Source organism: Chelatococcus sp. YT9 (assembly GCF_018398315.1).
GTDB lineage: Bacteria > Pseudomonadota > Alphaproteobacteria > Rhizobiales > Beijerinckiaceae > Chelatococcus.
Map to the genome: position 1 here is coordinate 1 of NZ_JAHBRW010000004.1, position 13,270 is coordinate 13,270.

General features: G+C 63.6%; 10 protein-coding genes and 1 pseudogene. 7 read left to right on the forward strand and 4 right to left on the reverse strand.

All coding sequences use genetic code 11. The features are described from left to right. Window positions 1-1,108: pseudogene (locus tag KIO76_RS30365) on the reverse strand (type IV secretory system conjugative DNA transfer family protein); the annotation flags it as partial. 99 nt (window positions 1,109-1,207) lie between these two features. Between KIO76_RS30365 and traA the strand changes: the two are divergent. From traA to KIO76_RS30385, 4 genes are all read left to right on the forward strand, one after another. Then, on the forward strand, window positions 1,208-4,990 hold the full coding sequence (gene traA, locus KIO76_RS30370; protein WP_213327423.1) for a Ti-type conjugative transfer relaxase TraA: 3,783 nt from the start codon (window positions 1,208-1,210) through the stop codon (window positions 4,988-4,990). Between the two features lie 62 nt (window positions 4,991-5,052). Next, window positions 5,053-5,355, forward strand: coding sequence for a hypothetical protein (locus tag KIO76_RS30375; RefSeq protein ID WP_213327424.1), 303 nt, complete (start codon window positions 5,053-5,055; stop codon window positions 5,353-5,355). After that, entirely contained in the window at window positions 5,352-5,687 is a 336-nt protein-coding gene (locus tag KIO76_RS30380; protein ID WP_213327425.1) for a type II toxin-antitoxin system PemK/MazF family toxin, read from the forward strand. The genes KIO76_RS30375 and KIO76_RS30380 overlap by 4 nt, the downstream gene beginning before the upstream one ends. Further along, window positions 5,684-6,430, forward strand: coding sequence for a DUF6118 family protein (locus tag KIO76_RS30385; protein WP_213327426.1), 747 nt, complete (start codon window positions 5,684-5,686; stop codon window positions 6,428-6,430). The genes KIO76_RS30380 and KIO76_RS30385 overlap by 4 nt, the downstream gene beginning before the upstream one ends. A gap of 53 nt (window positions 6,431-6,483) precedes the next feature. On the opposite strand, the gene KIO76_RS31870 is transcribed toward KIO76_RS30385, so the two are convergent. From KIO76_RS31870 to KIO76_RS30400, 3 genes are all read right to left on the reverse strand, one after another. Beyond that, window positions 6,484-7,071 (reverse strand): helix-turn-helix domain-containing protein, encoded by a 588-nt coding sequence (locus tag KIO76_RS31870; RefSeq protein ID WP_213327427.1) that lies wholly within the window; start codon window positions 7,069-7,071, stop codon window positions 6,484-6,486. 136 nt (window positions 7,072-7,207) lie between these two features. Continuing rightward, a complete protein-coding gene (locus KIO76_RS30395) occupies window positions 7,208-7,966 on the reverse strand; it encodes a FadR/GntR family transcriptional regulator (RefSeq protein ID WP_249730264.1) in 759 nt (252 codons plus the stop codon). 50 nt (window positions 7,967-8,016) lie between these two features. Next, complete coding sequence (locus tag KIO76_RS30400) at window positions 8,017-8,727, reverse strand: ribonuclease activity regulator RraA (protein ID WP_213327428.1); 711 nt, start codon at window positions 8,725-8,727, stop codon at window positions 8,017-8,019. A gap of 190 nt (window positions 8,728-8,917) precedes the next feature. Here KIO76_RS30400 and KIO76_RS30405 point away from each other — a divergent pair, with 190 nt between their 5' ends. The 3 genes from KIO76_RS30405 (at window position 8,918) to KIO76_RS30415 (ending at window position 13,249) form a co-directional block, all read left to right on the forward strand. Then, window positions 8,918-9,739 carry an SDR family NAD(P)-dependent oxidoreductase gene (locus KIO76_RS30405; RefSeq protein ID WP_213327429.1) on the forward strand — a complete coding sequence of 274 codons (822 nt, stop codon included), beginning with the start codon at window positions 8,918-8,920 and terminating at the stop codon, window positions 9,737-9,739. 106 nt (window positions 9,740-9,845) lie between these two features. Next, window positions 9,846-12,260 carry a hypothetical protein gene (locus tag KIO76_RS30410; RefSeq protein WP_213327430.1) on the forward strand — a complete coding sequence of 805 codons (2,415 nt, stop codon included), beginning with the start codon at window positions 9,846-9,848 and terminating at the stop codon, window positions 12,258-12,260. Then, window positions 12,257-13,249, forward strand: coding sequence for a lactonase family protein (locus KIO76_RS30415; protein WP_213327431.1), 993 nt, complete (start codon window positions 12,257-12,259; stop codon window positions 13,247-13,249). The genes KIO76_RS30410 and KIO76_RS30415 overlap by 4 nt, the downstream gene beginning before the upstream one ends. The last annotated feature ends 21 nt before the right edge of the window (window positions 13,250-13,270 follow it).

Below are 13,270 nucleotides of genomic sequence, written 5' to 3' on the forward strand. Positions count from 1 at the left end.
TGCCCGGCGAGGAACAGCAGTTCGAAATTTTGGGGCAGGTTGCGGACCTCATCGGGGGTGAGCAGCGGCCGGCCGGAATGGTGCTCGCCGTAGGAGATCCCCGACTTGTCGGAATCGAGCGCCTGGCCCATCGTCCGGAACACGGCGGTTCCCTGGCCGAGCAGATCGGAGACGAGGCGGGCGCTGTCGTGGTCGTTGACGCCGAACACCTGCAGGACGCCGGCGTTCGACAGGAAGGTGCCGGCGCGCTGTCCGTATGTGGCGCGGAGCTGGTGAACGTCTTGCAGGATCGGCCAGAGCTGGACGCCGTAGCCGGCCATGAGGGCAAAAGCGCGCTCGACGGGGGCGAGGTGGCCGAGGGCGGCGAACTCATCCAGCAAATACAGCACTGGCGTAGCCAGTGGGGCAGGGGACGAGCTGGCGGCGGGCTTTGCGGAGGTGCGGGCCATGTCGATCAGGCTTTGGGTGACGAGCAGGCGCAGCCATCGCGAATATGTGGTCAGCCGATCGGGCGGCAGGACGAGGAACACCGTTCCGGTGCGCACCTTCAGGTCGCGGAAGGCGAAGTCGGAGCGGCCGAGCACGGCGGTCATGCGCGGCGAGTCGAGGAAATGGGTATGGCGCTGCGCGGCCGAGAGCACGCCGGCCGCCTCGCGGTCTTGCCGAGGTGACGATTGGCGGCGCGGGCGACCAGGCCGCCGGCGGACGTGGACGCCTGCATGGCCTTCAGGAGCGCCGCGAAGGCTTCAGGAGCGAGGGTGAGGTGTTCGCGCAGGGTTGCAAGGGTCCGCCTGTCGCGCGGCTCGCAAGCGGCGATATGGAGGACCAGGCCGCCGATCAGCGCCTTGGCTTCCTCGTTCCAATGCGCCTCGCCGGCGGTGCCGGGATCGTCATAGACCAGGGCGTCGGCCAGGGTGGCGGCATCCTCGGCGGCATCGAGGCCGGAAGGGTCGAGCATGTCGAGCGGATTGAAGGCGGCCGAGGCCGTGCCGGTGACGCCGAAGGGGTCGAGGACGTGGACCGGCCCGAACTTCTGGCGGGCGCGGCCGGCGATCCTGGCATTCTCGCCCTTGGGGTCGATGCAGATCACGGAGCGGTCGGCGGTGAGTGTGGATGAGAAGGGCGCACTTACGAGTTACTGCGTAACTCAGCGCGCCGATGACTGGTAGGCTATCAGGAAACGGCGAAACAGGATCGAGGCAACGGGTTGGCCATCTACCATTTCAGCATGAAGCCAGTTTCGCGGGCGAAGGGCCGTAGCGCCGTCGCCTCGATGGCTTATCGTGCCGGGGAGAAGCTGACCAACGAGCGCGACGGCATCACGCACGACTACAGGGCAAAGCAGGGCGTCGAACATGCCGAGATCGTCTTGCCCGAGAGCGTCAATGCCGATTGGGCGCGGGATCGGTCGGACTTGTGGAACGCCGCCGAGTTTGCCGAGAAGCGGAAGGACGCGCGCGTTGCCCGCGAATTTGAGGTTGCCTTGCCGCATGAGCTGTCGGCCGAGGAACGGCTAGAGGCTACGCGGGAGCTGGCGCAGGAATTGGCAAACCGCTACGGCGCGGTCGTGGACTTCGCCATTCATGCGCCACACGAGGCGAGCGACGTTCGCAATCACCATGCCCATGTGCTTATGACCACGCGGCAGGTGACGGAGAGCGGGCTAGGCGACAAGACCTATCTTGAGCGCGAAAACAAATGGCTGCTGGCGAACGACCTGCCGACGACCGACATGCAGCTCCGCGACCTTCGCCAGAGGTGGGAGGGGATCGCCAACGAGCGCCTTGCGATGGCCGGCCTAGATATTCGGATCGACCATCGTTCGCACATGGAGCGCGGCCTTGAGATCGCGCCGACCGAACATATGGGTGTCCATGCCACGCAGATGCAGCGCAAGGGCATGGAGGTTGACCGGGCGCGGCTGGACGAGGATGCGGCTCGGCGCAACGCGGACCTCATCCGGGAGAAGCCCGAGCAGGTTCTAACCCTCATCACCGGCGAAAAGAGCGTGTTCGACCGGCACGACGTTGCGCGGGCGCTGCATCGCTACATCAACGACGATGTGCAGGAGTTCCAAGGCGCGTTCGCGAAGGTCATGGCCTCGCCGGCGCTGGTCGAGCTTCAGCCGGAACGGACCCACGTAGTGGGGGACCCGGCAACGGGGGAGATCGAGCTTGCGCGGTATTCGACGCGGGAAATGGTCGGGATCGAATCCGGCATGATCGCGAGCGCGCAGCGGATGCAGGAGGCGCATGGTCATGGCGTCGATCGCCGGCATGTCGAGCGCGCCATAGAGCGCCAAGACGCCGCCATTCAGCGCAGCGTCGGGGACAAGTCCGCTGCGAGCGATGCTTCCGCCCGGCTGTCGGACGAACAGCGCCAGGCGATCGAGCATATCACCGGCCGGGAGCGCATCGCGGCCGTTGTCGGTTTCGCCGGCGCTGGCAAGTCCACCATGCTCGCCGCCGCGCGCGAGGCATGGGAGGCCGAGGGCTACACGGTCCACGGCGCGGCCCTGTCGGGGAAGGCCGCCGAGGGCTTGGAGGAATCTTCCGGCATCCAGAGCCGCACCCTCGCGTCATGGTCCCGCGGTTGGGAGAACCCACATAGTGGGGACCGCTATGCACTCTGCCGCGGCGACGTGTTCGTGATCGACGAGGCGGGCATGGTCGGGAGCCGCCAGCTCGCCCGCTTTGTTGGCGAGGCCGAGGCGCGCGGGGCGAAGATCGTCCTTGTCGGCGACCATGAGCAGCTACAGGCGATCGGGGCCGGCGCACCGTTCCGGGCGATCGCAGAAGAAATCGGCCATGCCGAGCTTTCCGAGATTCGCCGGCAGCGCGTGGACTGGCAGCGGGAGGCTTCCGTTGACTTCGCCACGCACCGGACGGCCGAGGGGCTGGCGGCCTATCGGGATCGCGGCAACATCAGCTTTGCCGAAACCGGCGAGGACGTGTGCGGCCAGATCGTGCGCGATTACCTTGCCGACCGCGACGAGCGCCCGGACGGCACCCGCGTTGCGATGGCGCATCGCCGGGCCGATGTGCGGGCCATCAATGACGCGATCAGGGCCGAGCTACAGGACCAGGGCGAGCTGGCGCAGGGCAACGTGCCCGCCGTGGGCTCGGACGCCGGCGCGCTGACCTTCCAGACCAATGACGGCAAGCGGGAGTTCGCGCCGGGCGACCGCATCGTGTTCCTTGAGAACAACCGCGACCTTGGCGTGAAAAACGGGATGCTCGGCACGGTCGAGCATGTCGAGCCGGAACGCATCATTGCCACACTGGACCGGGGCGACAGCGTTTCCGTGCCGATGGGCGACTATCAGGCGATCGACCACGGCTATGCGACGACGATTCACAAAAATCAGGGGGCGACGGTCGATCGTTCCTATGTGCTGGCGTCGGGGACGATGGACCGGCATCTAACCTATGTCGCCATGACCCGGCATCGTGACGGGGTGCAGCTCTACGCGGCACAGGACGAGTTCACCAATGCCGGCCAAACGTTGGCTGCGGGCCGGCTGGTCGAGCATGGGGCCGCGCCCTATGAGCAACAGCCCGGCAAGAGCGACAGCTATTTCGTGACGCTGGAAAACGACAAGGGCGAGCGCCGCACCCTATGGGGCGTCGATCTTGAGCGAGCCATGAAGGAGGCCGCGCCCGAGATCGGGGACAGGATCGGCCTTGAGCATCGCGGATCGGAGCCGGTTCGGCTTCCAGACGGCCAGATGGTCGAACGCCATGCGTGGAAGGTGCGGGACGCCGGCGAGCTGGCCTATAGCCAGCTAGAAACCCGGCTGTCGCGATCGGGCGTCAAGGAAACCACCCTCGACTATACCCGCGACTTTGCCGAGCGGCGCGGGATTGCGGAGACGTTGGGCGTCCGCAGCGAGATCGAGATTCCGGCCGAGCGCGCGGCCGGGCTACGTGTAGAGCGGGAGCGCGAAGGCTTGTCGCTGCCGGAAAGATCGGTCCCGGCCTCTTTGGGCGTCGGGGGGGTGGAAGACCAGGACCAGGCCCGCGATGCGAGCACGGATAGATTGCGTTCCCCGGTCGAGAAAAACAAGGGCGCGGATCTCGTGCAGGATCTTCGTGCAGATCCGCGCGAGGATATTACCCAGGATCGGGGCGGTGATCGACAGCAGCGCCGCAGCCGATTCGAGGGCCTGAAATTGTCGCGGGGCGCGTCGGCCGAGCGGCCGGCCGCGCCGGATCGCGACGAGCTGGCCCAGGAGCGCCCCCAAGGGCGACCAGAGCCGGCCGAGAAGCAGCGGCGCGGTATGTTCGACGGGTTGCGGCTCAATGTTGGTCGTGGGGCCAGCCGTGGGGCTTCCCAGGAGCCGGGAGAACGGCCGGAAAGGGAAGGGAGCTTGCGGGGATCGTTGGCGCCAGAGGGGCCGGCGCCCGACCGGCTGGCCGAACGGGCGCGGGGGCAGTCGCCGCTTGAACAGGCCGTTGACCGCTACGCCCGCGCCTATGAATCGGCACACCGGCAGCGGCGCGAGGGGCTTCCGGTCCTCGATGCGCAGCGCCAAGACTTGCACGAGGCCGGCCAGCAGCTCGACCAGGCGCGGCCGGGAGCGCGGGAGCTGATGCGTTCGGCGCTGTGCTATGACCCCGATATGCAGCGCAGCATGGTCGAGCTTTCCGGCCGGGAGCGCGTCGGCCAGGTCATCGGGCGGCTGGACCACGAACGCGCCATGCAGGCCGACCCCAATGTGAGAGCCGACCGCTTCGTTGAACGCTGGCAGGAGCTACAGGGGCAGCGCCAGCAGCTTCGCGGTTGGCAGCACGACGAGGCGCGCGGCAAGGTGGAAGGCCAGATGCAGGGCCTTGCCAAAAGCCTTGAACGCGACCCGCAGGTTGATTCCATCCTGCGCAATCGCCGGCAGGAACTTGGGATCGGCCAGCACATGCGCCAGAGCGAGGGGGTTTCGCGGGAGCTGGAACAGAGCCTTACGCGCGGCCGCAGCATCGGACTTGAACGATAGATTTGCTGGCAGCGCAAAATGCAACTACATTATACATACAAATCGCATCACAAGGAGGTGTCATGCCCCGCGTCAGTCAGCATCCGAAGTCCGATAGCGTCAATTTTCGGATCGATCCTGCCTTGAAGGCCGCCTTCACCCTGGCGGCAGAGGCCGAGGATCGGCCGGCCGCGCAGGTCTTGCGAGATTTCATGCGCGCCTATGTCGAGCGCCGCAACCGCAAGGCGTTCGAGGCCGAGGCTCGGCGGCAGTCGCGGGCGGCCGCCGAGCGTGCCCGCGATCCGGGCAGCGACGAGGCGCAATCGCTCAGAGAACTGGAAACCCTGCTCGACGCCGATGATTTCGCGGACGACTGGAAAGCATGAAACGCGGCGACCTGGTGACGATCGCCGTCAGCGGCGACTACGGCAAGCCGCGCCCGGCGCTTGTGGTGCAGGACGACGCCTTTGCCGAGCTTAGCGCCGTGACCGTCCTGCGCCTGACCAGCGAGTTGAACGACTGGCCGCTGTTCCGGGTGACGATCAGGCCGACGCCGGACAACGGCTTGCGCAAACGCTCGCAAGTGATGATCGATCGGGGAGTTGCGTTGCCTCGGTCGAAGGTGGGGCCGGTGTTCGGCCGGCTCAGCGCGGAGGACATGGCCGCCGTCAGCCTCGCGCTCTATCGGTTTCTCGGCTTGCAGGGAATCGGACCATGACGGACGACGACAGGGAAGAATTCGAACCGGCCGCGCCCGAGGACGCCGGCGACCCGGCCGCCGCGTTCGAGGCGTTGCGGCGCACGGTCGAGAAGCAGGGCGGCCAGCTCGGCGCAGAAATGACCGTGATCCGGCGCGGGGTGGAAGCAGCCTTCGACCAGTTCGAGAAGTTCCAGCAGCCGACCGACTACGGCCCCGATCTTGGCCGCGTCGTCCAGCATCTCGCCCATGTCGGGGAGCGGCTTGAAGCCCTCGAACAATCGCCCATCCTGCGCAATGGGCCGGAGCATTACGCTCGAGCACTCGAGCGCAGCGGCGAAAGCCTGGTGAAGACTGCCGCGCAGCAATTCCAGAACGAGAGCCGCGATTTCCAGAGGGTCGCGCACGATCTGGCCGAACACGTCGCCGGCGAGCGCCAGCGTCATGTTCAGAACCGGCTCTTGTGGATCGTCGGCGCGGGCGGCGTCCTAGCCGGCATCGTGTTGACGTTGTTCCTGCCGGCAATACTGCCGTTTTCCGCTGCGCCCCGTGTTGCCAGCTTCATCATGGCGGAAAGGCCGTGGCAGGCCGGCATGACCTTGATGGAGTTCGCCAACGCAGAAGCCTGGAATCGGGTTGTCGATGCCGATCAGCTCATTGAGGCCAACGTGGCCGAGGTGGCGGCGTGCCGCGAAGCGGCGGCCAGGACGGGCGAAACGCAAAGCTGCACGATCATTGTGTCCGAACCGGCACAGGAGCCGTAAATTCACGGCAATTGCAGTGGTTTGAGCTTGCCTGAGAATCTTGCCTGAAATACTCAACAATTTGCAATCGTTTCGGCAAACCTGAAACGATGTGGTGCCCAACTCATGGAACATGCCGAGGGCAGTTCAGACGGGCAGTTTTGGCAGATCGGGCAAAGATCGACCGTGACACCGTGCTGCCCTTCCAGCCAAGCGGCAAGGTCCGGCATGGTGATGTCGGGCTGAGCCTTCACCTTGTCGATGATAACCCGCCGATGCGCCCCGAGTTTACCCGATCCGGTGGGACGACCCTGCCTGGCCGGCGCAACCACACCGGTGGCGCGATAGCGTTGCTGGATCCGAACAGCCGTCGATGGCGCAACCTCAAACCGCGCCGCCATCGCCCGGTACGATTGACCCGACGCCACTCCCCGCACGATCCGTTCCCGAAGGTCTGATGAAGTAGGCTTTCCCATGATCCGCACCTCCTGCGGCCATGGAATCAGAACTTGCAGCACAACGGAAGCACCCGATTCATGCTTTGCGCCCGATGCTCTAAAGGGAGGTACTCTCTTCTTTGAACTGATGCTGTGGATGCCCCTTGGAGCGGCGTCGTATGATGCCATCCGCGCCGGTGCGGCGCTTTCGAAGGAGGAGACCATGTCAGACGTGCATATTTTGGCGATCGACCTCGCCAAGCGAAGCTTCCAGGTCTGTGGCGCCGATCGGGGTGGGGCGGTTCAATGCCAGGACTGAACACCGAGGAGCCGATGAAGCTTTTGGGCTGTTCCGACCAGATCAGCGGTGTGTGTCGGTAATTCGGCTCCAAACTTCGGCGAGATGATAGAGCATGTACGACTTCGCGCGGTCTTCATCGCCGCGTTCGATCGCGGAGAAAATATCGACATGCTCCCTGAACACCTTTTTTCGGCGCTCGTCTGATCTGGCTCGTGTTATCTCAGAGGTTATAGCAATCGTCCCAATAATGGTGGGCTTGAGCACCACGATCTGGTCTACGAAAAGATCGTTCAGCGTGGCCTGGGCGATCGAAAGGTGAAACCGAAAATCGGCTTCAGGATTTCCGTCGCCCGACTTCATTGCGGCCTCAAGATCCTCCAGTGCGCGCGCTATGACGCTTACCGTAGCTGGGGTACGGCGACGGGTGGCGAGCCGGCAGGCTTCGGGCTCAAGACAGGCGCGAACCTCAAACGCCTGCATGAAGGAGGCGATGTCACGCCCGCGCTCGGCCCCTACCTCGGCAGGCGGCGTCCGGCTGACAAAGGTGCCGGCGCCGCGGCGTGAGCTTACAATGCCATCTTCCTGCAGCCGGCGGAGCGCCTCGCGCACGATGGGACGGGAAACAGCAAAGGCCTTCGCCAGCTGCTCTTCGGTCGGCAGGCGGGCTCCGATCTCGTATTTGGAACGCGACAGCTCCAGCAGCAGCTGGCCATATAAGTCGTCAGCGAGTCTGGGTTTTCGAGTTGGGACTATCCGGTCGAGGTGTACCGCGCGCGACTCCTCGTCGCTGTATGTCTGTGGATGCATAATTTCGACCATTGAGCGCTTCTCTACCATGTCGAGAGCGGAGGTCAAAGCGGCTGATCCCTTTAGGAACGTGCTTTCCGCCATCTCTGATAGGCGACTATAACCTCTGGATCGGTGGCTGGATATAGCCCCAGTATAGATCGTCCACCGACGACCTGCTGCATGACGAAATTCTCGTAATGGGTCATTTCGAGCGCCTCTGCGGCGATCTCGCCAACAAGATGTAGCGGAATTACCACCACGCCGTCAGCATCGCCAACGATGACGTCGCCCGGCCATACCGGCACGTCTCCGCAGCCGATCGGGACATTGATATCTATAGCTTGGTGGAGCGTGAGGTTAGTTGGGGCCGAAGCTCGGTTCAGATAGGTGGGAAAGCCGCTGGCCGCTATTTCGCCCGTGTCACGGAAGCCGCCGTCCGATACGATGCCGGCTGCTCCCCGGTGCTTCAGCCGCGCGACAAGAATGCCCCCCGCGGAGGCGGCTCGCGCATCCTTTCGGCTGTCTATTACCATGACATGGCCGGGTGGGCAGTCCTCGATGGCCTTGCGCTGAGGATGGGTGGGGTCTTGGAAGACGACCAGCTGATTCAGGTCTTCGCGGGCAGGCATGTAGCGAAGTGTGAACGCCTCGCCCACCATGTTCTCGACCGGCTTGCTGAGCGGCCGTACGTCTTGGATGAACTGGTTACGAAGCCCGCGCTTGTAGAGGCAGGTGCATAGCGTCGCCGTGCTGACCTGCTTCAGGCTCGACCTGATGGTGACGGACATCATTTTTTACGTCGTGCTCCTAATTGAAAAATGAAATTACAATATATCCTATTTAACGCTTAAATGGTGCATTTTCAGGTGATCTACAAGCCTAAAAAAATAATGTTTATTGACAACTTTGATCCAAGTCCACAATATGCCTGCGCTTGAGCGACGGCCAAAGGGCCGTTTTTGGACGCATAGGAGGCAGCGGGTGACGGAACGAAGGACGGCCATTGTAACCGGTGGAAACCGGGGTATCGGCGAGGGTATCGCCTACGTGCTCGCCAGCCGCGGCTATGATCTCCTGATCTCCCATCGCGGCGAAGCCGACTTAGCCGCCCAGGTCGTCGAGAAGGTTCGGCGCACCTATAGAAGGGAGGCGCATTCACTTGAGATCGACGCGCACCGCCCTGAAGACGTACGCAAGATCGCCGACGTGGCGGTGGAGAAGCTCGGGAAGATCGACGTCCTTGTGAACAATGCTGGAAGAGGCTGCATCACGCGCATTCAGGATGCGAATGTGGACGACATCGATTCCGTCTACGCGGTGAATTTTCGGGCGCCATTGCTCCTGAGCAAATGGATCGGCGAACACATGATCGCTTCCGGCACGCACGGTGCCATCGTCAACATCACCTCGGTCAAGGCGCAGCGCGCCTATCCTGACGGTTCGATTTACGGTGGCTTGAAGGCCGCGCTGCAGCAGGCGAGCGCTTCGCTCGCCCTGGAGTTTGCGCCCCACGGCATACGGGTGAACTGCGTAGCGCCGGGCACGATCCTCTTGCCGAAGAGCAGCTACATGACTGCGCCGCGCGCGACCGACACAGCTCCCGATCCGCGTCGCGTTCCCTTGGAGCGCTATGGCACTCCTGAGGACATAGGTCGCGTGGTCGCCTTCCTAATTTCGGAAGAAGCGTCATTCTGTACCGGCATCTCGATCGTCGTTGATGGCGGCATGATACTCCCGGCGATGTATTACGGCAGTGATATCAGCTCGTCCAATCCATGGGGCCGGTCCACCGTCGTTCGGTGAGTGAGTGAGGGTACGGGGCGTGAGGTTGTCGATCCGATATTGCGGCGAGAGCCGGTCTGACATGGTCGAGGCCGCAGTCAAGAGGCTGGGAGCGGAGCTTTCACGCTTGACCTCAGCGGCTTCTGTCGACGTGTCGGAGGAGTACGAAGTCGCGCTCGATCTGGCCGAGACTTCCCCCGATCTCGATGAAGATGATTTCATCGCCACGCCCCAGGCCATGGGCATCGGGCTGATGATCACCGCGGCTCACGAGCGCGGATTGCGCCTTGGACTCCTCGAGTTGAGTGATCGAGTCCGGTCCGGAGCCGATCTCCGCGACGTGTTCAGGCAGACATTCCGGTCCCCGCCGCCCGGGGCCCGCCGACGCGGCATTGCGCGTCTCTTCGTGAGCAAGGCCTATGACTATGACTGGTTTCGCGACCGCGCATTCTGGCGCGACTATCTCGCGAACCTTGCCAATTGCCGCTTCAATCGCTTTTCGCTCGTCTTCGGCTTGGGCTATGACTACGGCCATGACGAAGGCGTGACCGACACCTATCTCGGTTTCATCTATCCCTTCTTGTTTGACGTCCCTGGCTTCGACGTGCGCGTCGACGGCCTTTCGAGTGAGGAGCGGGACGATAATCTCGCAACTCTGCAATTTATCGCGGAGGAAGCTGCACGCCATGGCCTGACTTTCCAGCTGTCGCTGTGGCAGCAGGCTGCAAATTTTCCCAACAGCCCCGATGCCAGTCATATGGTGACCGGCATTACCGACGAGAATCGCGCGGACTATTGTGCAGTCGCGATCCAGCGCCTTCTAGGGCTTTGCCCTAAAATCAATGCCCTGACACTTCGGGTTCACTATGAGGGTGGAGTGCCGGATGGGCAGCGCAAGGCATTCTGGTCGCGGTTCGCCGACGGCATTCGCGGCTGCGGGCGGCCAATCGAGGTCGACATTCACTCCAAGGGTGCTGACCGTGAGACCCTTGCGGTGTTCGCGGGGGCAGGCCTTCCCATCGTGGTGTCGACCAAGTTCTCGGGCGAGCACCTTGCCTTGCCCTATCATGCCGCATCGGTGCGGGAGCATGAGCGCGTGCCGGGCGTCGGCAGCGGCTTGATGGCGGTGACCAAGGGAAGCCGCAACTTCACGCGCTATTCCTACGGTGACTTCCTCGCCGAGGGCCGCGACTATGATGTCGTGCACCGGATATGGCACGGAACGCAGCGGCTTTTGCTGTGGGCCGATCCGCTCTTCGCGGCCGCTTATGGTCGTGAGGCGACATTCTGCGGCAGCGCCGGCATCGAGATCATGGAGCCGCTCAGCTTTCGCGGACGCTGGGCGCTCGAGCGGGTCGCAGATCGGTCCGGCTACCGTGATGGCTTTGCCGGGTTGGCGCCAGACTGGCGCAAATATGAACTGTACTACCGAGTCTGGGGTCGCATGCTCCACAACCCCAATGCGGATGCGGTGGAGTTCGAGCGGGATGTCGTGTCGATCTACGGGCCGGGTTCGGCGCCGCTGGGCCGTTCCATTGCGAGCGCAAGCCGGATTCTGCCTCTCGTCACCTCCGCCCACGCGCCGGGCGCCGGCAACAAATCGTACTGGCCCGAAATCTACGAAGACGTTCCCTATGTCGGCGGCGAGCCGACCATGTACGATCGCGAGGGGCCGCGGCCAGTTCGCATCGGGACCGTCAGCGCGCTTGATCCCGAACTGTTCAGCAGCGTTGCGGATTTTGTCGACGATACGCTCATGGGCCGCTCGTCTTGGCGGTACGGCCCTCATGAGGTTGCTGACTGGCTTTCCGGGCTTTCCGAAGCGACGCTCGACGTACTGACGGCGTCCTCGGTCAACGGGGCGGCTCGCCAACTTGTCGCGGACGCAAGGATACTGGCCGGCCTAGGAGCATTCTTTGCCGCTAAGCTGCGTGCCGCAACGGCCTTCGAATTCTACCTGCGCACCGGCGACGGACGGCAGCACGCCGACGCCGTTGACCAAGCCCGGCAGGCGCTCGAAGCTTGGCGGTGTATCGTCGCCATTTCAAAGGAGACATATGTCGACGACTTGATCTTCGGCGCCGCGTTGACCATGCGTGGCAACTGGGCGTCGCGTGAGGAGAAGATCCGCCGGCATGTCGAGGAACTCGAAGCGTTCACCCGAGATGGAGGTTATGGCGAGGCATTGATGCCGCCGGCGCGAGATTTCCGTCGCGCCGCTAAGGTGGTCCACCGCCCCATCACATTTATGCGCGGCCGTGATCTGGTGGTGGAGATTGGCTTTGATGGCGAGGTGTCAGTTGATGAGGTCATCCTGCGATACCGGCACGTCAATCAATCAGAAACCCACCGTTCCGTTGCGATGACGCGCGCGAGCTCGAACTGGATCGCCACCATCCCGGCAGCCTTCACCGACACCGCATTTCCTATCCAGTATTACGTCGTCGCGTCTGCAGGCGGACGCCAGTGGCCGCTGCCGGGTCTGGGCGTTGGCCTCGATCAGCGGCCCTATTTCGTGGCCCGGCAGGAAAGGATACCATGATACGCTATCTCTATGCCGCCATGGAGGCGGACGAAAGATCGCCCGGGGGTATTGCCTGCATGGCCCTGGTCGACGATGGTGTTCCGGCGCCCATGGTCTTGGCGAGCGATGTGCTAGCCGGCTTCCTTGCCACCCATCCCAGATTGTCGCTGCTTTACGCTGCCAGTAATCGCGCAGATGCTGATGTCCGCGTGCTGCGGTGCCTCCCCGATGGGACGCTGGAGGCGAAGGGCGTCGCACCAATCGGTACCAACGGGATCAACTATCTGGAACTGGACGCCGATCACGCGCTGATTGTTATGGCAAGCATGCGCGACGGCTGCGTCATGACCTGCCGCGTCGCTCCCAACGGCCTGTTGCAAGGGCCTGTCCGTCGATTCGGTCAGCATGCCGGCACCCGATTCCATCAAGCACGCTTCACGCCGGATCAGCGCCATGTTGTGGCGACCGATATCGGCCGCGATCGGGTCACCCTCTTCGCCTGTGGTGCGGACGGCGAACTCGTCGAGCGCGGCGGCGTCGATCTGCCCGGCATGGGGCCGCGCCATGTCGCCTTTGGGTCGGCTGGCGCCGTCTTCGTGGCCGGGGAGAAGAATGCAACGGTCTGTCGGCTGTGGCTGGATTCGGCGGTAAGCTGCCTTACTTCCGATGCCGCGGTGCCTTCTCTGCTGCACGCAGAGATCGGAGGCGAATGTCTGCCGTCCGAGATCATCGCCCTTTCCAATGGCAACATTGTTGTGGCCAATCGTGGCCCCGACGTCGTGACGATCTTGGATGGGAACGGCGCCATTCCGCGCGCGATCGCGGATGTTCCCTGCGGTGGGGCGTGGCCGCGCCATATGTATCTTGCCGGCGACGATCTTTATGTCGCCAACCGTCGATCGGATTCTGTGTCGCATCTCAGGCTGTCCGCCGATGGGCATGGACTTGAAGGCAGGGCGCATGTGAGCGTCGACAATCCTCTCTGTCTGGCAATGCTGCAGGTGTAGCAAGTCAATGGCTTTTTACAT